Source organism: Bradyrhizobium sp. (genome assembly GCF_027307225.1).
In the GTDB taxonomy this organism is placed as follows: domain Bacteria; phylum Pseudomonadota; class Alphaproteobacteria; order Rhizobiales; family Xanthobacteraceae; genus Bradyrhizobium.
The window spans coordinates 1-23,588 of sequence record NZ_DAHUXJ010000049.1 but is presented as its reverse complement, the minus strand read 5'-3'; the positions used below and the strand labels follow the sequence as shown (position 1 = coordinate 23,588).

Annotated in this window: 17 protein-coding genes; 9 read left to right on the top strand and 8 right to left on the bottom strand. The window is 62.2% G+C overall.

What is annotated here, in order from left to right; all coding sequences use genetic code 11:
* The first annotated feature begins 81 nt into the window (after nucleotides 1–81).
* The 9 genes from M6D32_RS08100 to M6D32_RS08060 all read left to right on the top strand — a co-directional run bounded on the left by M6D32_RS08100 (nucleotide 82) and on the right by M6D32_RS08060 (nucleotide 14,743).
* Nucleotides 82–1,344 carry an ABC transporter substrate-binding protein gene (locus M6D32_RS08100; RefSeq protein WP_298255107.1) on the top strand — a complete coding sequence of 421 codons (1,263 nt, stop codon included), beginning with the start codon at nucleotides 82–84 and terminating at the stop codon, nucleotides 1,342–1,344.
* An 81-nt stretch (nucleotides 1,345–1,425) separates the two neighbouring features.
* The gene (locus M6D32_RS08095; RefSeq protein ID WP_298255106.1) at nucleotides 1,426–2,295 is read left to right on the top strand and encodes a branched-chain amino acid ABC transporter permease; all 870 of its coding nucleotides are present in this window, start codon (nucleotides 1,426–1,428) and stop codon (nucleotides 2,293–2,295) included.
* A complete protein-coding gene (locus M6D32_RS08090; RefSeq protein ID WP_298255104.1) occupies nucleotides 2,292–3,245 on the top strand; it encodes a branched-chain amino acid ABC transporter permease in 954 nt (317 codons plus the stop codon). The genes M6D32_RS08095 and M6D32_RS08090 overlap by 4 nt, the downstream gene beginning before the upstream one ends.
* A complete protein-coding gene (locus M6D32_RS08085) occupies nucleotides 3,242–3,994 on the top strand; it encodes an ABC transporter ATP-binding protein (protein ID WP_298255102.1) in 753 nt (250 codons plus the stop codon). Before M6D32_RS08090 ends, M6D32_RS08085 begins: the two co-directional genes overlap by 4 nt.
* Complete coding sequence (locus M6D32_RS08080; RefSeq protein ID WP_298255100.1) at nucleotides 3,991–4,713, top strand: ABC transporter ATP-binding protein; 723 nt, start codon at nucleotides 3,991–3,993, stop codon at nucleotides 4,711–4,713. The genes M6D32_RS08085 and M6D32_RS08080 overlap by 4 nt, the downstream gene beginning before the upstream one ends.
* A gap of 342 nt (nucleotides 4,714–5,055) precedes the next feature.
* Nucleotides 5,056–5,889, top strand: a complete 834-nt coding sequence (locus tag M6D32_RS08075) for an MlaD family protein (protein ID WP_298255196.1) — start codon at nucleotides 5,056–5,058, stop codon at nucleotides 5,887–5,889.
* Between the two features lie 271 nt (nucleotides 5,890–6,160).
* Nucleotides 6,161–12,454 carry a HAMP domain-containing protein gene (locus M6D32_RS08070; protein ID WP_298255098.1) on the top strand — a complete coding sequence of 2,098 codons (6,294 nt, stop codon included), beginning with the start codon at nucleotides 6,161–6,163 and terminating at the stop codon, nucleotides 12,452–12,454.
* Between the two features lie 14 nt (nucleotides 12,455–12,468).
* Nucleotides 12,469–13,977, top strand: a complete 1,509-nt coding sequence (locus tag M6D32_RS08065) for an HWE histidine kinase domain-containing protein (RefSeq protein ID WP_298255194.1) — start codon at nucleotides 12,469–12,471, stop codon at nucleotides 13,975–13,977.
* Between the two features lie 133 nt (nucleotides 13,978–14,110).
* Nucleotides 14,111–14,743 carry an HAD-IA family hydrolase gene (locus M6D32_RS08060; protein WP_298255096.1) on the top strand — a complete coding sequence of 211 codons (633 nt, stop codon included), beginning with the start codon at nucleotides 14,111–14,113 and terminating at the stop codon, nucleotides 14,741–14,743.
* Between the two features lie 18 nt (nucleotides 14,744–14,761).
* Here M6D32_RS08060 and M6D32_RS08055 read toward each other — a convergent pair whose 3' ends face one another.
* The 8 genes from M6D32_RS08055 to M6D32_RS08020 form a co-directional block, all read right to left on the bottom strand.
* Nucleotides 14,762–16,984: a molybdopterin cofactor-binding domain-containing protein gene (locus M6D32_RS08055; protein ID WP_298255094.1), complete on the bottom strand. Its 2,223-nt coding sequence runs from the start codon at nucleotides 16,982–16,984 to the stop codon at nucleotides 14,762–14,764.
* Entirely contained in the window at nucleotides 16,981–17,475 is a 495-nt protein-coding gene (locus M6D32_RS08050; RefSeq protein ID WP_298255092.1) for a (2Fe-2S)-binding protein, read from the bottom strand. The genes M6D32_RS08055 and M6D32_RS08050 overlap by 4 nt, the downstream gene beginning before the upstream one ends.
* Nucleotides 17,472–18,809 (bottom strand): cytochrome c, encoded by a 1,338-nt coding sequence (locus M6D32_RS08045; protein ID WP_298255090.1) that lies wholly within the window; start codon nucleotides 18,807–18,809, stop codon nucleotides 17,472–17,474. The genes M6D32_RS08050 and M6D32_RS08045 overlap by 4 nt, the downstream gene beginning before the upstream one ends.
* Nucleotides 18,810–18,961: 152 nt before the next feature.
* The gene (locus M6D32_RS08040; protein WP_298255088.1) at nucleotides 18,962–19,768 is read right to left on the bottom strand and encodes an anti-sigma factor; all 807 of its coding nucleotides are present in this window, start codon (nucleotides 19,766–19,768) and stop codon (nucleotides 18,962–18,964) included.
* Nucleotides 19,765–20,439, bottom strand: coding sequence for a sigma-70 family RNA polymerase sigma factor (locus M6D32_RS08035; RefSeq protein WP_366145825.1), 675 nt, complete (start codon nucleotides 20,437–20,439; stop codon nucleotides 19,765–19,767). The genes M6D32_RS08040 and M6D32_RS08035 overlap by 4 nt, the downstream gene beginning before the upstream one ends.
* 41 nt (nucleotides 20,440–20,480) lie before the next feature.
* Entirely contained in the window at nucleotides 20,481–20,864 is a 384-nt protein-coding gene (locus M6D32_RS08030) for a cupredoxin family copper-binding protein (RefSeq protein WP_298255086.1), read from the bottom strand.
* Between the two features lie 16 nt (nucleotides 20,865–20,880).
* Nucleotides 20,881–21,828 (bottom strand): metallophosphoesterase, encoded by a 948-nt coding sequence (locus M6D32_RS08025; RefSeq protein ID WP_298255085.1) that lies wholly within the window; start codon nucleotides 21,826–21,828, stop codon nucleotides 20,881–20,883.
* Between the two features lie 227 nt (nucleotides 21,829–22,055).
* On the bottom strand, nucleotides 22,056–23,588 hold a 1,533-nt coding region (locus M6D32_RS08020), incomplete at its 5' end, for a porin (RefSeq protein ID WP_298255083.1).

Sequence of the window (23,588 nt, the reverse complement as noted above, 5' to 3'; positions counted from 1 at the left end):
TCGACGGATCAATCGCGGCTAAGACCATCAAGGTGTCAACCGCGAAAATAAAACAAAAAGAGCAGTAACTGGAGAAGCCTTATGAGTTCGCAGACTTTCGGCCCGAAATTCAACCGTCGCACGCTAGTGAAGGGCGCCGCGGCGTTGGGCGCCTTTCAGGTCGCCTCACCCTTTCTGATCCAGGCCCGCGGCGAGACGCCCATTCGCCTCGGCATGGTCGATCCGCTCACCGGCGTCTATGCCGCACCCGCCGGCAATGAAGTGATGGGCGCCAAGCTCGCCGTCGAGCATATCAACGCCAAGGGGGGCATATTGGGACGCCAGGCCGAGTTGCTTGTCGAGGATTCCGCCAATGACGTCGGCACCGGCGTACAAAAGTGCCGCAAGCTGATCGAGCGCGACCAGGTCAGCTTCATCATCGGCGACGTCAATTCGGGGATCGCAGCCGCGATCGCCCAGGTCACCAACGAAAAGAAGATCCTGCACATCGTATCCGGCGGCCACACCGATTCCATCACCGGAAAGGACTGCAAGTGGAACGTATTCCGCGTCTGCAACACGACGCGGATGGAGGCCAATTCGGTTTGCGGCGTGCTGTTCAAGAAGTACGGCAAGAAATGGCACTTCATCACGCCGGACTACGCCTTCGGTCACACGCTGTTCGACGCCTGCACTGCCGATCTGAAAAAGCTCGGCGGCACCGTCACCGGCAACGAACTGACGCCGCTCGGCACCACGGATTTCTCCGCCTATCTGATCAAGGCGCGCGCCGCAAATCCGGATGTGATGATCCTGCTCGTGCAGGGCTCCGACATGATCAACTGCCTCAAGCAGATCGTGCAATTCGGCCTGAACAAGCAGATCCATGTCGCGGGCACGCAGCAGGAGCTGGAATCGCTCGCCGGGCTTCCGCCGGAAGCGCGGATCGGCACCTGGATGTTCGAATGGTACTGGAAACAACCGGGCGTGCCCGGCGTCGACAAGTTCATCGCCGATATCCGCAAGGTGAATAACGGCCACGTACCGACCGCGCGGCACTGGTTTGGCTACACCTCGGCGATGAGCTTTGCCCTGGTCGCGAACCAGCAGAAGACCCTCGACGCCGTCAAGCTGGCCGGAGCACTTGAGGACTTCGAGCTGCCTGACGACGTCAAGCTGCAGCCGAACAAGGTCTATTACCGCAAGGGCGACCATCAGCTGATGACGTCGGCCTTTGTCGGCGAGGCCCAATCGACCGGCAAGGACGATCCGGAAGACCTCTATAAGGTCGACGAAATCGTCCCCGGCGACAAGACGGCACCCCCCGTCAGCGACACCGGCTGCTCGGTCAAGTGGCCGACCTGAGACCAAACAATAGGCTGGACTTGAGGTGATCCGGGAGCAAGTCTCCCGGATCAAGCGTTGAGGGAATGTTCTCGGTGAATTATGACGCAACTGCTTCTGTTTAACGTCACCAATGGGCTCATCATCGGTGCGTTCTACGTACTGATGGCACTTGGCCTTTCGCTTATTCTCAATCTGAGCAATGTCATCAATTTCGCCCATGGCGGTTTTCTCGTCATCGGCGGCTATATTGCTTACGCCATCACACCCTATATCGGCTTCTGGGGCGCGCTGGTGGTGGCGCCACCTTTGACGGCGATCATCGGACTGATCGTCGAGCGCGTGCTGATCCGGCCGCTTTACGGGCGCGATCCGCTCTATAGCCTGCTATTGACCTTCGGGCTTGCCTTCATGATCGAGGACGGCACCCGCTTCATCTTTGGTCCGCAAGGAAAGCCGGTCACCGTTCCGCCCTTCCTGTCACAACCGCTAAGCAACGACTTTTTCTTCATCACCGGCTACCGCCTGTTCATGGTAGCTACCGTGATGATCGCGGTGGCGCTCTTGTTCCTTTTGCTCCGCTACACGCGGCTCGGCGTTCGCATCCGCGCCGGCGCGCTCGACCTTGAAACCGTCGCCGCGCTCGGGATCAACGTGCAGATGCTGCGCTCGCTCAATTTTGCGGTCGGGATTTTCCTCGCCGGCCTCAGCGGCGTGCTCGCCGCCGGACAATTGGGACTGGAGCCGACGATGGGCACCGGGCTATTGATGCCGAGTTTCATCGCCATCATCGTCGGCGGCATCGGCAGCCTCCCCGGAACGCTGTTTGGCGGCCTCTTGATCGGCGTGGCCTCCGGACTGACGGCGGTGTTCTATCCCGCCGCGAGCGAGGCGGTGATGTACGTCCTGATGGCGGTGGTGTTGCTGATACGTCCGCGCGGATTGTTCGGCGAAGAAGGAATGCTGACTTGAGCGCCAAAGATACCCGCAAGCTGATCGTCCTCGCCGCGATCTGGGCAGTCTTGATCCTTGCCCCTTATTGGATGGTGCCGCTCGGCGGCTATACCGCGCTTGCCACCCGCGTCCTTGTGCTGGGGCTCGCGGCGATGTCGGTGAATTTTCTCTTGGGCTTCACCGGCGTACTGTCCTTCGGCCACGCGGCCTGGTTCGGGCTCGGCGCCTATGGCGCCGGGCTGGCGCTGAAATTCCTCGCCCCGAGCACGCCGCTCGCCCTCGTCCTTGGAATGCTTCTTGGCGGCCTTTGCGGCGCGGTTCTCGGCGCGCTGCTCGTGAGGCGGCGCGGCGTCTATTTCGCAATGGTCACGATCGCCTTTGGCCAGGTGTTCTATTACATCGCCTTCCAGTGGAGTTCGCTGACCGGCGGCGACGACGGATTGCGCGGCTTCGAGCGCCAACCGATCGATCTCGGGCTGCTCAAGCTCGATATCCTGTCGAATGCCAACACGTTCTACTTTTTCGTGCTGTTTTGCTTTGCGCTCGCGGTCGGCGCCATGGGCTTCATCCTGCGTTCGCCGTTCGGCCGCACCATGATCGCCATCCGCGAGAACGAGCGCCGCGCGCGCTTCCTTGGCATTCCGATCGAGCGGCACATCTGGATCGCCTTCACGCTGTCCTGTTTCTTCATGGGGTTTGCCGGCGCGCTCTACGCGCTGGTCAACAACTTCGCCGACCCGCGAGGCCTGCATTACAGCCAGTCCGGCGATTTCGTCATGATGGCGGTGATGGGCGGGATGCGTAACTTCTGGGGCCCGCTACTCGGCGCCGCGGTGTTCGTGGTAGTGCAGGATTATCTGTCGAGCGTCACTGTGAACTGGATGTCGTTTCTCGGCCTGCTGTTTGTCCTCGTGGTGCTGTTCTTCCCGCGCGGACTGCTGGGCTTTCTGCAGCGGGGCAAGGCATGAACGACGTCCTGGAAATCAACAACGTCACCAAGCGGTTCGGCAATCTGGTCGCTGTGCGCGACGTTTCGCTCAACGTGGCAAAGGGCGAGCTGTGCGCCATTATCGGGCCCAATGGCGCCGGCAAGACCACCTTCTTCAACCTGATCAGCGGATTCTTTCCGCCGACGTCCGGCAGCATCGTTTTCGACGGCAACGACATCACGCGGCTGTCTACGCATGAACGCGTGGTGCGGGGAATGGCGAGAACGTTCCAGATCACCGAGATCTTCCCCGAGCTGACCGTATTCGAGAATGTCCGCACGGCCGCGGAGGTCGCCGGCGGATACCGCTTGCGGCCCTGGATCAGCCGCGCGGAAAGCCTGAAACTTCACCACCACGTCGAGGAGACGCTCAAGCTGGTGTCGCTGGAGGCGCGCGCCGACCGTCTGGTCGGCGAGCTCGCCCATGGCGACCAGCGCGCTGCCGAAATCGCCATGGCGCTGGCGCTTAATCCGCATCTGCTTCTGCTCGACGAGCCAACCGCCGGCATGGGCGATGGGGAAACGTACCAGATCACCCAGTTGATCCGGCGGCTGCACCGCGGCAGCAACTACACGATCGTGCTGATCGAGCATGACATGCGGGTGGTCTTCAATCTCGCCGACCGTATTTGCGTGCTGGATCAGGGCCGGATGCTGGCGCAGGGCACGCCGCAGGAAATTGCCGCTAACGAAACCGTTCAGGCCGCCTATCTCGGAAACGCCGCATGACCGCAGCCCTCACGGCCGAAGGCCTCCACACCTACTACGGCAAAAGCCATATCCTTCATGGAGTCAGCCTCTCGGTCGCCGAAGGCAAGATCACCGCGCTGCTCGGACGCAACGGCGCCGGCAAGACCACCACGCTACGCAGCCTGATGGGGTTGACCGCGCCGCGCGAAGGCAAGGTCACGGTGTTCGGCCAGGAGACCACGCGCTGGCCGACCTTCCGCATCGCGGAGCTTGGCGTCGGCTATGTGCCGGAGGGCCGGCGCATCTTCGCCAATCTCAGCGTCGAGGAAAACCTCAAGGTACCCCTGGAGCGTGCCGGTCCCTGGACCATCCCGCGCATCTATCAGCTCTTTCCGCGCCTCGAAGAGCGCAAGGACAACCGCGGCCGCCAGCTTTCCGGCGGCGAGCAGGAGATGCTGTCGATCGCGCGGGCGCTGTTGCTGAATCCGAAGCTGCTCATCCTCGACGAACCCTCGCAGGGGCTCGCGCCGTTGATCGTGCGCGAGGTGTTTCGCATCGTTCAGCAGATGAAGGCCGAGGGCATTTCAGTCCTGCTGGTCGAACAGAACGCGCGCATGAGCCTGGAGATTTCCGACGACGCCTACGTGCTCGACGACGGCATCGTGGTCTATTCGGGAACGGCGCGCGAACTCGCGGCCGACGATGCGCGCGTCCGCTCGCTGGCCGGCGCCAGCGCCGAAGAATGGACGCTTGCCTAGTGCTCCGATTCCGAAGTTCGTATCATATTGCGGCTCCACGTTTACGAACTTCGGAATCAAAGGAGCACTAGCCAATTGTATGATTCTAGTGCGGTTTAGAATTTGAAGTTCCTATGACGAGGTTTCCGCGAAATTGATAGGAACTTCAAATTCACCGCACTAGTGTTCCTTTCAGCGGCAGTGCCTTGCAGCGCCGATTGACTTGAAGCCAGCCCTTGACCTCAAGCCGGCCCTAAAGCCGGCGGTCGGCCTTTCGCCTGACCCGCTTTGCCCGTACAATTGGCGGATTCTTAAGCGATTGGGCCTTTCGACTGTCTATCGAATGCGGCTTCCCTGATGAAAATGCGCTCCAGCAATCTCGTGCTCGGAACCACGACGCTCGCGATTCTGTCGGCGGGCCTCCTGGGCTTTCTGGGCGTGCGCAAATACCACGCCATCTCGCAGGAAACCCGCATGCGTGTCGTCTTCGAGGGCGGCTCGGCGAGCGGCCTGCGCCGGGGCGGCAACGTCAATTTCGACGGCGTGCAGATCGGTCAGATCGTTTCGCTCAGGCTCAACACCCCGCGCAAGGTCGTCGCCGTCGTCAGCGTCGACAAGAGCGCCCCGATCCGCAAGGACACCGTCGCGGGGATCGAGTTCCAGGGGCTCACCGGAATCGCGGCCATTTCCTTGATCGGTGGCGAGTCTCCCGATCCGCCCCCGCCGTCCGGCAAGGACGGCATTCCGACGCTGACCGCGGACTTGAGCGAAATCCAGTCGATCCGCGATACCCTGCATGATGTCGATCGGATCCTTGTCAGCAATCAAGCGACGATCAAGGACGGGTTGTTGAGTTTCGAGACCTATACGGCTTCGCTGGCAAGCCGGGGCGATGCCATCGACCAGGCGCTTGCCAGGGCGGATGTTGCCTTTGCGGGATTCGACAGCGCGATCGCGCGTATCGACAATCTTTTGCCCGGTTTTACCGATGGAAAGGCCGACGAGTTGTTCGAACGGATGCGAAATATCCGCGAATTTGCGCAGACATTTGACAAGAAGTCCGCGATCGTGATGGACGAAGCACGCCAGACGCTTCTCGATGTCAGCGACCGCGCCAACAAGATAACGCTGAAGTTCAACCCCCAAGCCACTGTTAGCGGCCCACGGCCGCCGCGGCGGCAAGCCCCGCGTCGCTAGCTGTTCGCGGGCCGGCGCCTTCGGCGATAGTTCCCGCAATGGAACGCGGGTAACGCCATCGAAACGATGCTCGAAAAAAATTGAATTTGCCTGGAACGAATATGCGTTTGCCGAATTAGTTTCCTTGGGTCGAAACTGGCATGCTATCTTATTGTTATATCAAGTGTATTTCTCTTGCCTTGTGACCATTCGCACGATTTGATCGTGCGAAAACTGACTCATATGCGCGCGCAGCTTCGCACGCTTTTCCGGCTCCTTCGAGGGGAATTCAATGGGTGAACTTGGTTCGGTCAATCCGTCCACGCGTCGGCGCGTCAAAGTCAAACCCCCTTACACCAATGGAAAGCCCGATCCTTCGCAGGAGTTACTGCAAGCCTTGCAGGCGATGCGCAGCGGCGACTTCTCGGTGAGAATGACCGGCGATCATCTCGGCATCGACGGCAAGATTGCCGACACCTTCAACGAGATCGTGGCTGCCAATCAACGGATGGCGCAACAGCTCGAGCGCGTCGGCCAGGTGGTCGGCCGCGAAGGCAAGACGCGCCAGCGTGTCCGTTTTGGTCTCGCCAGCGGCTCCTGGGCCGACATGGAAAATTCGGTCAACACCCTGATCGACGATTTGCTGTGGCCGACGCGCGAGGTGACGCGCGCGGTCGCCGCCGTGGCGCAAGGCGACCTGCTGCAAACCGTGAAGCTCGACGTCGACGGCCGTCCGCTCGGTGGCGAGTTCCTGCAGTCGGCGACGCTCGTCAACACGATGATCAAGCAGCTTTCCGTGTTCACCTCGGAAGTGACGCGTGTGGCGCGCGAAGTCGGCACCGAGGGCAAGCTCGGCGGTCAGGCGCAGGTGCCGGAGGTGACGGGCGTGTGGAAGGACCTGACCGAGAGCGTCAACTCGATGGCCAACAACCTGACCGGCCAGGTCCGCAACATCGCCGAGGTGACGATCGCGGTCGCCAATGGCGACTTGTCCAAGAAGATCACCGTCGACGTGCGCGGCGAAATCCTGCAGCTCAAGGAAGCCATCAACACCATGGTCGATCAGCTGCGTTCGTTCGCTTCCGAAGTGACGCGTGTGGCGCGCGAAGTCGGCACCGACGGCAAGCTCGGCGGCCAGGCGATCGTGCCAGGCGTCGCCGGCACCTGGAAGGATTTGACCGACTCCGTGAACGCGATGTGCGGCAACCTGACCGCACAGGTTCGCAACATCGCCAACGTCACCACGGCGGTTGCCCGCGGCGACCTGTCGCGCAAGATCACGGTGGACGTGCGCGGCGAAATTCTTGAGCTGAAAGACACCATCAACACCATGGTGGACCAGCTCAACTCGTTCGCCTCGGAAGTGACGCGCGTGGCGCGCGAAGTCGGTACCGAAGGCAAGCTCGGCGGCCAGGCCCAGGTGCCGGGCGTGGCCGGTACGTGGAAGGACCTCACCGACAACGTCAACTTCATGGCGTCGAACCTGACGGCGCAAGTCCGCAACATCGCCGACGTCGCGACTGCGATCGCCGGCGGCGATCTTTCCAAGAAGATCACCGTGAACGTGTCGGGCGAAATCCTTCAGCTCAAGGAAACGCTCAACACCATGGTCGACCAGCTCAACGCCTTTGCGGGCGAAGTGACCCGCGTGGCGCGCGAGGTCGGCACCGAAGGCCGGCTCGGCGGTCAGGCCAATGTGCTCGGCGTCGCCGGCACCTGGAAGGATTTGACCGAAAGCGTCAACTCCATGGCGGGAAACCTGACGGCGCAGGTTCGTAATATCGCCGACGTGACGACCGCGGTCGCCAACGGCGACTTGTCGAGGAAAATTACGGTCGACGTGCGCGGCGAAATCCTCGAGCTGAAAGACACCATCAACACCATGGTCGACCAGCTCAACGCCTTCGCAGGCGAAGTGACGCGCGTGGCGCGCGAGGTCGGCACCGAAGGCAAACTCGGCGGTCAGGCCAATGTGCGCGGCGTTGCCGGCACCTGGAAAGATCTCACCGACAGCGTGAACTCGATGGCCTCAAACCTCACCGGCCAGGTTCGCAATATCGCCGAGGTGGCGACCGCTGTGGCGAAGGGCGACCTGTCGAAGAAGATCACGGTGAACGTGTCGGGCGAAATCCTTCAGCTGAAGGAAACGCTCAACACCATGGTCGATCAGCTCAACGCCTTCGCGGGCGAAGTGACGCGTGTGGCGCGCGAAGTCGGCACCGACGGCAAGCTCGGCGGTCAGGCCCAGGTGACGGGCGTCGCCGGCACCTGGAAGGACTTGACCGACTCCGTCAACTCCATGGCCGGCAATCTGACGGCGCAGGTTCGTAACATCGCCGAAGTCGCGACCGCGATCGCTGGCGGCGACTTGTCGCGCAAGATCACCGTGGACGTGCGCGGCGAAATCCTTCAGCTCAAGGAAACGCTCAACACGATGGTCGACCAGCTCAACCGCTTCGCGGGCGAGGTGACGCGCGTGGCGCGCGAGGTTGGCACTGAAGGCCGCCTTGGCGGCCAGGCCAACGTGCCGGGCGTGGCCGGCACGTGGAAAGACTTGACCGACAGCGTCAATTCGATGGCGGGCAATCTGACCGCGCAAGTCCGCAACATCGCCGAAGTGACGACCGCGGTGGCGCGCGGCGACCTGTCGCGCAAGATCACCGTGGACGTGAAAGGCGAAATTCTCGAGCTGAAGAACACCATCAACACGATGGTGGACCAGCTCAACGCCTTTGCTTCGGAAGTCACCCGCGTGGCGCGCGAGGTCGGCACCGAAGGCAAGCTCGGCGGCCAGGCCGAAGTGCCCGAAGTGGCCGGCACCTGGAAGGACCTCACCGACAACGTCAACTTCATGGCGTCGAACCTGACCGCGCAGGTCCGCAACATCGCCGAGGTCGCGACCGCGATCGCCGGCGGCGACCTGTCGAAGAAGATCACGGTGGACGTGCGCGGCGAAATTCTGCTGCTCAAGGAAACGCTCAACACCATGGTGGAGCAGCTTCGTTCCTTTGCGGCCGAAGTGACGCGCGTGGCGCGCGAAGTCGGCACCGGGGGGCGCTTGGGCGGCCAGGCCGTCGTGCCCGGCGTCGGCGGGACGTGGAAAGACCTGACCGACAACGTCAACCTCTTGGCCGCCAACCTGACCACGCAGGTCCGCAACATCGCCGAAGTCACCACCGCGGTGGCGCGCGGCGACCTGTCGCGCAAGATTACCGTGGACGTGAAGGGCGAAATCCTCGAACTGAAGAACACCATCAACACCATGGTGGACCAGCTCAACGCCTTCGCCGGCGAAGTGACGCGCGTGGCGCGTGAGGTCGGCACCGAAGGCAAATTGGGCGGACAGGCGCAGGTGCCGGGCGTCGCCGGCACGTGGAAGGACCTGACCGACACCGTGAACTTCATGGCCGCCAATCTGACCGAGCAGGTGCGCGGCATCGTCAAGGTTGTGACCGCGGTCGCCAACGGCGATCTGAAACAGAATCTCACGATGAAATCGAAGGGCGAGGTCGCCGCCCTTGCCGACACCATCAACAACATGACCGAGACGCTCGCGACCTTCGCCGATCAGGTGACGAGCGTGGCGCGCGAGGTCGGCGTGGAAGGCCGGCTCGGTGGCCAGGCCAACGTGCCAGGTGCCGCCGGTACCTGGAAGGACCTCACCGGCAACGTCAACCTGCTGGCGGCCAACCTGACCTCGCAGGTCCGCGCCATCGCGGAAGTGGCGACCGCGGTGACCAAGGGCGACCTGACCCGCTCGATTCAGGTCGATGCGAGAGGCGAAGTCTCGGAGTTGAAAGACAACATCAACACCATGATCACCAACCTGCGCCTCACGACCGATCTCAACACCGAACAGGACTGGCTGAAGACCAACCTCGCCCGCTTCACCAACATGTTGCAGGGCCAGCGCGACCTCGGCACCGTCGGCCGCCTGCTCCTCACGGAGCTCACGCCGCTGGTCAATGCCCATCGGGGCGTGATCTATCAGGTCCAGAACGAAGACAGTCCCCAGATGCACCTGCTGGCCGCCTATGCCAGCGACGGTGCCAGTCCGCATTTGCAGCTGATCCAGGTCGGGGAAGGCCTGATCGGACAATGCGCGCTGGACAAACGGCAACGACTGGTGTCCGACATCCCTCAAGACACGGCGCCGATCAATTCGGCACTGATGCGCGTGACGCCAAGGAATCTCGTCGTGCTCCCGGTGCTGTTCGAAAACCAGGTCAAGGCCGTGATCGAACTCGCGTCAGTCTCAGCCTTCACGACCTCGCAGATGACGTTCCTGGAACAGCTCACGGACTCGATCGGCATTGTGCTGAACAGCATCGAGGCCACGATGCAGACCGAAGGCCTGCTGACGCAGTCGCAGCAGCTTGCCGGCGAATTGCAGACGCAGCAGAAGGAGTTGCAGCAGACCAACGATCAGCTCGAACAGAAAGCCCAGCAGGTCGCCGAACGCAACGTCGAAGTGGAACGCAAGAACCAGGAAATCGAGCAAGCCCGTCGCGCGCTCGAGGAAAAGGCCACCGAGCTTTCGCTGACGTCGAAGTACAAGTCGGAATTCCTGGCCAACATGTCCCACGAACTCAGGACGCCGCTCAACAGCATCCTGATTCTGGGCCAGCAACTGACCGAGAATCCCGACGGCAACCTGACGCCCAAGCAGGTCGAATTCGCACGCACCATCCATGGCGCAGGCACCGACTTGTTGAACCTGATCAGCGACATTCTCGACCTTTCGAAGATCGAATCCGGTACGGTGACCGTCGAGGCCGAAGAGATCCTCATGGTCAACCTGCTGGAAACCATCGGCCGTCCGTTCCGCCACGAGGCGGACAACCGGCAGCTCACCTTCGATGTCGGGGTCGACCCGCATCTCGGACGAAGCATCCATACCGACTCCAAGCGGTTGCAGCAGGTGCTGAAGAACCTGCTCTCCAACGCCTTCAAGTTCACCGCGGAGGGCGGTGTCCGCCTCAGCGTCTCGGCGGCGCTGGGCGGCTGGAGCGCGGAGCACCCCGTGCTCGGGCATTCGCCCGCGGTGGTCGCCTTTGAGGTGTCCGACACCGGCATCGGCATTCCGCAGGACAAGCAGAAGCTGATCTTCGAAGCCTTCCAGCAGGCGGACGCCGGCACCAGCCGGAAATACGGCGGCACTGGTCTTGGCCTTGCGATCAGCCGCGAACTGGCAAGCCTGCTCGGCGGCGAAATCCACCTGCAAAGCACACCCGGCAAAGGCAGCGTGTTCACCCTCTACCTGCCGCTGAAATATTCCGGTCCGACGATCGCGTTGCGCACCAATGTGCCGATGTCATCTCTGCAGCATGGCCTCGCGCCGGCGATTCCTGCCGCCACGCAGGAGCGCGTCATCGAAGCTCTGCCGGACGACCGGCTGAGCCTCGAGCCCGGTGACACGATTCTGTTGATCGTCGAGGACGATCCGCATTACGCCCGGGTTCTCGTCGATCTGGCCCGCGACAAGGGCTTCAAGGTCATGGTCGCAGCGAGGGGCGCCGAGGCGCTCGATCTGGCCAAGCAATATCAGCCGAGCGCCATTTCGCTCGACGTGTTCCTGCCCGATATGCTGGGCTGGACGGTGCTGAGCCAGCTCAAGCACAACCCGCTGACGCGGCACATTCCGGTCCAGATTATCACGCTCGACGAGGACCGGCAGCATGCGCTGGCGCGCGGTGCATTCTCCTTCGTCAACAAGCCGACGACCACCGAAGGCGTCGCGGCGGCCTTGTCCCAGATCAAGGAATATGCCAAGCCCCGCCGCAAGCGCCTTCTGATTGTCGAAGACAACGCGGCCGAGCAGATGAGCATCAAGGAACTGCTTGGCCACGATGACATCGAAATCGTCACGGCCGACACGGGCGCGGGCGCTCTGACGACGCTGCGGGACCGCCCCTGTGACTGCGTGGTGCTCGATCTCCGGCTGCCCGACATGAGCGGTTTCGAGGTCCTCGATTCGATCCGCAAGGACGACTCGCTGTCGGACGTTCCGGTGGTGGTCTTCACCGGCCGCGAACTCTCGGTCGAGGAAGATGCCGAGCTGCACACCATGGCCCGCAGCATCGTCGTGAAAGGCGTGGAATCACCGGAGCGCCTTCTCGACGAAACGTCGCTGTTCCTGCACCGCGTGATCACGGAACTGCCGATCGAAAAACAGCGGATGCTGGAAAAACTCAACAGTTCCGATGAGGATCTGGTCGGCCGCACCGCGCTTCTGGTCGACGACGACGCCCGCAATATCTTTGCACTGTCGAGCGTTCTGGAGCGACGTGGCATGAAAGTGCTCACCGCGACGACGGGCAGCGAGGCGGTTACGCTGGTCGGATCGAACCCCGAAATCGCGGTCGTGCTGATGGACATCATGATGCCGCAGATGGACGGTTATCAGACCATCGGCGTCATCAGATCGAACCCGGAGTTCCGAAGACTCCCGATTATTGCCCTGACCGCGAAGGCGATGAAGGGAGACCGGGAGAAATGCCTCGAGGCCGGGGCCTCCGATTATCTTGCCAAGCCTGTCAACACTGAACAGTTGCTGCTCGCGATCAGAATGTGGCTCCATCGTTGATTGGTGCGTAGATGATAGACCACGAAAAGGTAGATATTCTTCTGGTTGACGACCAACCGGCCAAGCTCCTGGCCTATGAGGTCATTCTCAAGGAGCTCGGCGAAAATCTCGTCGTGGCGACCTCGGGACGGGAGGCGCTCGAATATCTCCTCAAGAACGAAGTCGCCGTGATCCTCGTGGACGTCTGCATGCCCGAGCTCGACGGCTTCGAGCTGGCGGCCATGATCCGCGAGCATCCGCGGTTCCAGAAGACAGCGATGATTTTCATCTCCGCCATCCAGGTTTCCGACATCGACCGCCTGCGTGGCTACGAGATGGGTGCGGTCGACTACGTGCCGGTGCCCGTTGTTCCGGAGGTATTGCGTGCGAAAATTCGCGTCTTCGTCGATCTTTACCGCAAGACGCGGCAACTCGAACGGTTCAATGCCGAACTCGAAGACCGCGTGCGTGCCCGGACCAGGGAATTGGAGCATTCCAATGCGCGGCTGCTCGAGAGCGAACAGCGACGCAGCCTCGCTTTGGCCGCAGGTCGAATGGGTTCCTGGGACTGGGACTGGGTGAACGGCGACTGGATGTGGGACGAAGGACAGTTCCGGATTTTTGGCGTCGACGCCGAAACCTTCACCGTCAATCCGGAAAACGTGCGCGGCCTGCTGCACCCGGAAGATATCCATGAGCTGCGCAAGGCGATCGTCCAGTTCGACAAAGGCGTCAAGTCCTACGAAACCGAGTTTCGCGTTGTACGCCCCGACGGCGAAATCCGCTGGCTGTTCGGCACCGCCGCCGCCACCACCGACCGGACCGGTCGTGTCATCCGCGTCAGCGGCGTCACCGTCGACATCACGGAACGCAAGCGGGCCGAAGAGCGGCAAACCCTGCTCACCCGCGAAGTCGACCATCGCGCCAAGAATGCGCTCGCGCTGGCCCAATCGATCGTCCGGCTGACGCGCGGGGAAAGCGCCAAATCCTACATGCAGGCGGTCGAGGGCCGCATCGGAGCGCTGGCGCGTGTGCATACCATCCTCTCGCTTTCAAGCTGGCAGGGCGCGGAGATTACAAAACTCGTCGATGAGGAACTCGCGCCCTATCAGGTAAACGACCAGATCGCATTTGGCGGAACGAACGTTCAGCTGCAGCCCGCGACCGCACAGACCTTGGCGATGGCGCTGCATGAACTGGTCACGAACTCGGCCAAATACGGCGCCCTGTCGACGCTGGCAGGCCGTTTAACGATCGATTGGACGGTCGAAGCTGACGTTCTCACGATTCAATGGGAAGAGCGCGATGGCCCGCCGGTCGTGGAGCCGGCTTCGCGCGGCTTCGGAACACGAAGTGTGATCGCCAGCATCGAATCCCAGCTCGGAGGCCGGGCCGAGTTCGACTGGCAGCCGGGGGGCCTGATTTGCCGGCTCTCGGTTCCGCTGAAGCAAGGCCCGTCGCCGCGGCAAGCCAGCCATCGCCCGCCCGCGCCACTCGCGGCTGCCGAGCGAACGGCCGAAGTCCAGAAGGTCGCCAGTCAGTGATTGACGATCCAGGGGCGTCCGCGGCCCTGGATGCCGACAAATCTCCCCGGTGCTTCCACTGATACCTGCGCCAAGGCTGGCGCCGTTTCTCCTGCCATGTTAGCGCGTTGCCTATCGATAGCGGGGCAGGGCCATGTTTGAAGCGGTGATCTGGGATTTCGGCGGCGTGTTGACGTCCTCGCCGTTCGAGGCTTTCGCTCGCTTCGAGGCCGAGCGCGGCCTGCCAGCCGATATCATCCGCCGCACCAACACCGCCAACCATCTGGAGAACGCCTGGGCGAAGTTCGAACGCGCCGAAGTCGACATCGAAACATTCGACAGGCTGTTCGCCGCGGAATCGCTCGCGTTGGGCGCCGAGGTCCAGGGGCGGGACGTCTTGCCGCTGCTGGCGGGCGACTTGCGGCCTGAAATGGTCGAGGCGCTCCGCCGCATCCGGTCCAAATTCAAGACCGGCTGCATCACCAACAATCTTCCCGCCAATGCAATTGGCAGCGCCGGCGGACGAACGCTTTACATTGCCGAGGTGATGGCGCTGTTCGATCATGTGATCGAGTCGGCCAAGATCGGCTTGCGAAAGCCCGATCCAGGAATCTATCGGATGATGGCGGACGCACTCGCGGTCGATCCGAAGCGTTGCATCTATCTCGACGACCTCGGCGTCAACTTGAAGCCGGCGCGCGAGATGGGCATGACCACGATCAAGGTCGTCAGCGCTAAACAGGCGCTCGCGGAGCTCGAAGCGGCGACGGGCCTGCCGTTGCAGTGAGACGGGCCGGCGCATGTTTCAGGCGTCGATCGCTTCCTTGATCTTCTTTCGCGTCAGCGGCAGATCGCGTATCCGCTTGCCTGCGGCGTTTGCAATCGCGTTCGCAACCGAAGCCGCAGCCGGCCCCTGCCCGGTCTCGCCACTGCCGAGGAACGGCAGGCCCGGACGGTTGATGATATGGACGTCGATCTTTTCCGGCACGGCATCGAACCGCAGGATCGGATAGGTCTGCCAGTCGATGCTGGTGATCCGCCTCTCATCGAAGGTAACAGCCTCATACAGTGTCCAGCTCGTCGACTGCACGATGGCGCCCTCGACCTGGTTGATCAGCCCGTCCGGATTGACGACCTGCCCGCTGTCGACCGCGGCCACCGCGCGCACCAGACGCGGGCGCCCGGTTTCCCGGTTGACCTCCGCCTCGGTCGCAATGGCGCAGTAGGCAGAGAGATTCTTGTAGCGCGCAAAGGCAAATCCGTAGCCGCGCCCCTCGGGTGCCGTTTGCCCCTTCTGCCAGCCGAATTCCCTGGCCGCCTTTTCGACGACCTCGCGTGCGCGCGGATCGTCGAGATGCTTCAAGCGGAATTCGACCGGATCGGCGCCGGCCAATTCGGCAAGCTCGCTCATGAAGCTTTCGATCGAAAACACGTTGTGGTAGGCGCCCAGCCCCCGCATCGCCGAAATCCTGACCGGCATCGACGGAATGAAATGGTGCACGATGTGCGCGTTGGGAAATTTGTAGATCGGGATCGCGTTGCGATCGCCGCCGCCTTCAGGTAACGGCAGCGGCTTCGGCGCAGGGATGGCAAGCGGATCGGCCATCAGCTGGGCCGCCAGCATGCAGCCGCCACCGCCCGGCCGCATCGAATGTGTGTTGCTCCAGACCTCAAAATTCCACGACGCGATCGCGCCGCCGTCGTCGAGCGAGGCTTTCAACCTGGTGACCATCGCCGGGCCGTAGGGCTCCCAGCCGTGTTCCTGTTCGCGCATCCATTGCACGCGCACCGGCTTGCCGGGCAATTCGCGCGCGATCAAAGCGGCGTCGGCAGCGGCATCGTCGGCGCCATTGTGTCCATAGCAGCCAGAGCCCTCGACATGAATCAGGTGAACCTTCGCCGTCGGCACACGCAGCATCTGGGCGATGCCAGCGCGATCGGGATAAACGCCCTGGGTATGAGTCCAGACCGTCATGATGTCGTCGTCGAGCTGTGCGACCGCGCAGGACGGACCGATCGAGCCGTGCGACTGGTAAGGACGCGTATAGCTCACCTCCAGCGTCTTTTTCCCGGTCGCCGCGGGATCGCCGACTTCGAAAATGACCGAGTCCTGCGACGGCAGGTTGGTGACCACGTGCGGCAGATCGTTCTCGTTCGGCAGCCGCGCCGTTTCGGTCCACTTTGCGGCGGCCGATAGCGCCCGCATCGCCTTGATCGCCTGAAACTCCTTTTGCGCAACGACCGCGAGGAAATTGCCGCTGCGGACGACCTTGACCACACCCGGCAGCTTTTCGATCAGCGCCGTATCGCACTCGGTCAGCTCGGCGCCATAGCTTGGCGGACGCACGACACGCGCATGCAGCATGCCCGGCAACCGAATGTCCTGAACGTATGCCGCTCCGCCAGTGACCTTGGCCGGAATATCGACCCGCGGCACCGGGTGTCCCATCACCTTGTAGGTCGCGGGATCTTTCAGGTTCGATTTGACCTGCGCCTCGACGTGCAGAATATCGCCAGCGACCAGATCGCCGTAACCGAGATGACGGGCATCGGGCGCGATCACGGCGCCGTTTGCTGTACGAAGACTTTCGGCCGGCAAGTCGAACCGCCGGGCGGCTTCTGCAATCAGAAGCGCGCGCACCTGCGCGGCCGCATTCTGGATCGCGGTGCCGCTGTCCTGCATCGAATGGCTGCCGGCCGTATAACCTTCGTTGGCGGTGCGGCCCGTATCGGCGGTCACGACCTTGATGGCCTCGAAGGGAACATCAAGCTCTTCCGCCGCGATTTGCTGAAATGCCGTCTTGAAACCTTGCCCGAGTTCGACCTTGCCCGTGAATGCCGTGATGCCACCAGCGTCGATGCGGATCCACGCGTCGAGATAGGGCGATTTTGCGAGGCTTCCGGGAGGCTTGGGAGCGGCGGTTGGGGCGTGTTCCTGTGCAAAGGCAACGGGCAACGAAAAGCTGACGATCAGGGCGCCGCCAGCGGCAAGTACCTGACGGCGATCGGGATTGATGGGGCCGTTCATTGTGCCCTTTCCTTTCCGTTCGTCAGTTCGGCGGTATCCATCAGGCGCGCCGCGCGATGCACGGCACGAAGGATGCGCATATGGGTGCCGCAACGGCAGAGATTGCTCTGCAGCTCACTGCGGATCTGTGCATCCGAAGGTTTTGAATTTCGCTGCAGCAGCGCCTGCGCGCGCATCATCATGCCGGCGATGCAATAGCCGCATTGCGCCGCCTGCTCTTCGATGAACGCGCGCTGGATCGGCGCCGGCTTGTCGACCGTGCCCAGGCCTTCCAGCGTGGTCACTTCCTTGTCCTTCAACAGCAGCACCGGCGTGACGCAGGACAACACCGCTTTGCCGTCAACGATCACGGTGCAGGAGCCGCACTGGCCGAGACCGCAGCCGAATTTGGCGGCGTTGAGCTTGAGTTCGTCGCGCAGCACATAGAGCAGCGGCGTATCGGGATCGGCGTCAATCTCGTGAACTTGACCGTTGATCTTCAGTGTCGTCATGGCTTGTCTCGCTGCGTCGAACCGGGGGCGCTAACGGTCCCGGGTGAAGTCTGGAGAGATACGGTTTCCGTCTGCCTCGCATTCCGAACGGTCTGCTCGATGCCGCTCCAGGCCGGCTGAGTGCTGAAGCGACTGCGCAGATACTTCAGCAAGGCGACCAGCTGATCGTCGGTCATGTTGTTGGCAAAACCCGGCATGATCGGACTGCGTTCCCCGCTGACGGGACGGATACCCGATAAAATGACGTTGGCGGCATTGCGCGGATCCGGCGCGCTGAGCGCCGTGCTGAGCCGCAGGTCGATTCCGCTATAGGGAAGCGGCCGATCCGATTCATGACAGCTCGCGCAGGCCGCCTGATAGATCGATGCGCCCGCCTGGTCGCCTGCGGCGGCTTGGGCGCTTTTGTCGTTGGCCGGTCCGGGTCGCCCCGGTGCCGGCGTTCCAAATACGCTTGTCATATAGAAAGCGATCGCGCGAACGTCGCTTTCCGGCACCGAGGACAGGTTGGCGGCGACTTTCGCCATCGGACCGCGCGCCGTGCCATGATCGGCATCCCAGCCGTAACGCAGATAGTGGAACAGCGAGTCCTTGGTCCAGGGCAGCGGCGAACGCGATTGCGCGTTGATGGCATAGGCGTGCCAGTTATCGACATCGGCGCCGGAAAATGAGGCGCTCGCCTCTTCCGCGCCGAGCCCGTTGCGCGGCGTATGGCAGGCGCCGCAATGCGCCAAGCCGTCGACCAGATAGGCGCCTCGATTCCACTCCGCGCTTTGGCTGCTGTCAGCCTTGTAGGTCCCTTTTTTGAGGAACAGCAGCTTCCAGCCAGCGATGAGAAAGCGCTGGTTGAATGGAAAAGAGAGATCGTTGGGATGGTCGCTTGCGCGAACGGGTGAGCGCGTCATCAGGAATGCGTAGAGCGCCTGATCGTCCTCGTCGGTCACATTGGTGAAGTGGTCATAAGGAAAGGTCGGGTAAAGATGATGTCCGGCCCGGTCGACGCCGGACCGCATGGCGCGCCGGAAGGCTGCTTCCGACCACCGCCCAATGCCGGTTTCCGGATCGGGCGTGATGTTCGAGGAATAGACCGCGCCGAACGGCGTCGGCACCGGCACGCCGCCGGCAAAGGCTTTGCCGCCAGGTGCCGTGTGGCAATCGTTGCAATTGCCGATGGCGGCGAGATCACGGCCTCGTTTGACCAGCGCGGGATCGAAGGATCGAGATGCGGGGGGCTCGATCGCCCCGATCGCCGGCCGCCAGGCGACCGCGAATGCTGCGATCGCTCCTCCTACCAGCGCCGCGATCACGACGCTCCCGACGATTGCTGGCTTTGACATCCGTCCCAAGCTCTTGTTGCTTTGGGAGCATTGCTAGCACGACTTGCCTGGCCGCGTCCAAGCACCCGCACCTCGCCTGATGACTTCGAACACGGGTTTTGTCTTGTAAACGGACCGCCTTGCGGCGCTTCCGGCGCAGGCGGTAATCTACGTTACTGCTTGATTATTTCGGCCGCGGGTGCCGCAGCGACAAAGGCGCGTTCAAACACCGCAAGATCCGCACTCGGCAAGTCGCACACCGCGACATAGGTGAAATTGCCATCGCTCCAGCTTCGAACGTTGTATCCGTCGATCGTCTGATCGGGGACGCTCTGGCCGGACCGGAGCGTCGTGAGGCTCACCGTATGCGCGGCATGCTTGTAGACGATCGTTGCCACCGGACGATTGCCGATCACGTCGACCCGGCCGCCGAGCAGTGAGAATCCCTGAGCCGAGAGATCCGGCACCTGAGGCGATTCCGGAAGCCGCGAGGTGAACCACGGTTTGACCGTATGACGGTCGGAGGAAGCGATATCGAAGGGCTGCGGAGCCAGCAGGCCGCGGATATGGCCGGCGACAACCTCGCTCGCCAGCGTATCGCTCTGGCCGAAATGATCGATCGTTTTCAGCACGGAGCCGGAGATGACGGCGCCAAGCACCGCGGATGCGGCCAACGCCTGGAAGGACCAGCTCCGGCGGCGCAGAACGGTGACGTTATTGGCCCTGCTGGCTCGCTCCACGTTCGCCTGCTGCTCGACCTTCAGCCGGGCCTGAATGCGCGCCTGCAGGTCGGAGGGCACCTCCGTCAACGGCAGTGAGCGGACCGCTCGCCGCAGCGACATCAGGTGCCCATATTGGGCCTTCAACGCAGCGTCGGTTTCCATACGCCGCTCGAATTCGCTCGCGGCGCCCGGATCGAGCTCGCCATCGCAATAGGCGGTCAGCAACAGTTCGTCATTATCTCGCAAGGACGCGGTCATACTTGCTTTCGACCTCCGAGAAGCGCCATCAACAGCTGCCTTCCCCGCGACAGTCGGGACATGACCGTTCCGATAGGAACGTTGGTGATCTCGGCGATATCGCGGTAGTTCATCTGATTGATTTCCCGCAAGACAATTACTTCGCGAAACTGTGTCGGCAATTGCGCCAGGGCTTTCTGGATCTCCTCGGCATCGGCCTTGAGAAGCGCGGCTTCTTCGGGAGTCTCTATTTTCGTTCCGTGCAGCCCCTCGTATTCAAGCTCCTGCTGCTCGGCCGCATTAAGGTCGTCGATATACGTAACTGTCTTTGGCCTGTTCTTCGTCAGCCAGCTCATCGCCGTATTGCGCACGATCGTCAGCGACCAGGCGCGGGCGTTGACAGCCCCAAAACCTTTAATGCCGCGAAACGCACGTATCGCGGCTTCCTGCACAATATCTTCCGCATCAGAGGCGTTGCCGGCAAGCCATTGCGCAAGACGGTAAGCCTCTGGCAAATACGGCAGGAAGACCTCGTCGAACGCGTTTCTGTCGTCCTGGTTTTGCACTACGGAGACCGGTATTTGCTGTTGGCTCGGCCGGTGATCGGAGCCATCCAGCCGGTCTTTTAGCATGTCGTTTTTAGGTTCGGTACACCGGAAAGAAGTCCGGTGTACCGATAGCGTTGTCGTCATGACTCTCTCGATAGTGCGGGCTCTAGAAGCTCACGGCGCCGTTACTTCACGACGATCTTCCCGGTCATCTGCGGATGCAGGCTGCAGAAGTAGCTGAAGGTGCCGGCGCTGGCGAACGTGAAGGAATACGAATCGTCCGTGTCGAGCGCCTTGGAGCGAAAGGCTCTGCTGGTGCTGGTTTCGACCACCGTATGCGGGATATCGTCGTGATTGACCCACTTCACGGTCGTACCCACGGGGATCGTCAGGTCCTTTGGGCCGAAGGTGAAGTTGTCGATGACCACTTCATTGGGCTCCTGCGCCGCGAGCGCGCCATAGGCGAGGAATGCGCCGGCGGTCGGACCGAGCAGCATCGCAACGAGCACGGTGCGAGCGGGAGTTAACCGCGCGACCGTGCGGCGTAGTTGATTTACGAGTGTACGCATGGAAGTCCTCAATTGATCAGGTCAACGTCTTGTCGATGATGGCGAGCGGTTTGTTGCCTTGCATGACAGTGACGGTCGACAGCCCGAGTTTGCTACGGAGCTGATCGGCGGGAACGACCATCGGTCCCGGCGAAGGCGCCGAGCCCGGAGCGGGCTGCGGGAATGCCGTCGACAGCGCCGTGTGGAAGGTCATGTGGCCTTCGACCTTTTGGGCGAGCTGATGGATATGGCCGTTGAGAACGGTGACCGAGCCGAACCGCTTGAGCAGGTCGAGCGCGCGCTGGCCGTCTTCAGTGCCCCAGCCCCACTCCTTGTAGAGGACGTAAAGCGGAATGTGGGAGAACACGACGATCGGCGTGCTGTTCGAGCGGTCCTTGAGATCCGCTTCCAGCCAGGCGAGTTGTTCGGCGCCGAGATTGCCCAGGCCGCCGGCCTTCAGATCGACGACGTTGACGAGGCCGATAAAGTGGACGCCGCGATCGTCGTAAGAGTACCAGCCGGCGCCCTGCGAGCCCTTGCCGTAGCGATCGAGATAGGCCTTGCCGCGATCCTCGTCGATCAGGTCGTGTTCACCGGGCACCCAGTGCATCTGGACGCCGGTCTCACCGAACACCTTGTCGGAGTCGTCGAACTCGCTCGGCTTGGAAAGATGAGTGATGTCACCGGTATGAATGATGAAAGAAGGCTTCGTCGGCATCGCCTTGACCTTGGCGACCGCCTCGCGCAGCGTGCCGAGCGCGTCGGGATTGGCCTTCTTGTCGAAGCCGATGTGGCTGTCGCTCATTTGCAGAAAGGTAAAGCCGGTGGTGGCCTCGGCGGCCGCCGCTTCGCCGATCAGCCCGATCGAGTGAGGAACACCGCCGCTAACGGTCCAGAGGACGCCGGTTCCCGCCCAGACCATGCATTCCAGCACCTCGCGGCGACCTAGTCCCTTTGCCTGATCGTCAGCTCCCGATTTAGCCATGACATCTTCTCCCTGAGGAGCCGGGGGGCTCCAGATGGCGCAGAATTGCGCCGTACGAGGGAGACTCGGGCTTTTCGCCGTTTATTCCGGACGACGGTAGCGATGGTTAAAGGCCGATGGCGGAGGCCCAACCTGGATGGCCAATGGTCAAGAGAAATGCGGGCCAAAAAGAAATGGGGGAGCGGAATTTCCGCTCCCCCATAACTCAGGCTTGGCTTTGGTCCAGCTTAGAACTGGTAGCGGAGACCAATGCCCGGGTCGAAGTTCGAGACGTGATTGTTCACGTTGACGCCGGTCAGGGTGCCGTTGTTGGTGGACAGCACGTAGCCGTTGGCGAAGCCACCGAACTTCTGCTCCCAGGCAATGCCGGCATACATGTCGACGTGACGGGCGAAGCGCCAATCCACCAAGACGCTGACCATGTCGGTGCCACCGGCGCAACCAGGCGAGGCAGCGCTGTTAGCTGCGCACGCAGCCGCCTGAGCCGCAGAGCCCGGCGCCGCCCCGGTATTGGGCACGGCGAGGATCGAACCGGCCGGTCCGGCGCCAACCGTGAAGTAGCCAGCGCGCTGACCGTAGTAAGCTGCCGCGATATCCAAGGTCGGGGTGATCGCATACTTCGCACCAACCCAGAAGATGTTCAGGTTCTTGTTGGAGGCGTAGAAGTTGTTGTTGACCACGCCGAGGTTATACCCACCGTAATCGAAGGCGCCGGGAGCCAACGGGCTGTCCGGGTTCGAGTACTGGACATGCTCGTATCCGCCGTAGAACTTCCACGGACCGAGCGTATAACGCGCGGCGACCGCGAACACGGTGTTGTCCGAAACAACAGCGCCCAGACAGCCCAGCGAGCAATCGACGGCATAGCCAAGGCTGGTGTTGGTACCCAGTTGAGTGCCCGTGATGGCATTGACCTGCCCGGCGCTCAGCGTCGCTCCGACCGAAGGCGCGTCGGTGATCTTGCCACCCAGGAAGTCCATCGACAGGCCCATGTAGTCGAAGCCGATATCGCCTTCGAAGGCATTGCCGACCGACGAGTTGCCGCCGTTGCGCAACTGCGCTTCGGCCGCCAACCGCACCGGACCGATGTTCAGCCGGTACTCATAGGAGTTGTCGTAGATGCGGTTTTCCGTCACGCCGCCGCCGCCGGTTGCACCTTCGAAGGTGATCAGCGACCAGGCGTTTGCGCCGGACAGCGCGTCATAGTTGCCGACGAGGTCCGAGCTCAGAGCCGACTGGCGGCCCATGGTGAAGGTACCGTAGGTCGGCGAACTGACACCGAAGTAGGCGGCGTTGTTGAACATTTCGCCGGCCTTCGAGGAGTCGCCGTAGGAGTTGGCAAAAGTGCCAAGCTGCGGCGACTGGCCAAGGCCGTTGTTCTGCGCGATCGCGCCGAGACCGTTGCCGTTCATGCCGCTCGCCGGGTTGAACAGGGTCTGCAAGTTGAAGACGGCGTACAGATTGTCACCGATCTCCTGCTTGCCGCGCAAACCGATGAACGAGGTGCTCGCCTGGTTGGCGGCAACGCCGAAGTACGAGCCGTTCGACGCTTTTTCGACCAGGTAGTTCAGCGGGCCGGCGGCGAAGGTGTTGAACGCGCTGCCGTGCTGCTGATAGTTGATGCCCATGTCGAAGTTGCCGTAGACGCAAATGCCCTTGATGCAGATGTCGTCGTTCTCCGGCGGCCTTGCCTTGACGGCTGCCTTGTAGGGCAGGTCAGCGGCCATCGCATCGACCGGACTGATGGTCGGCACGGCGGC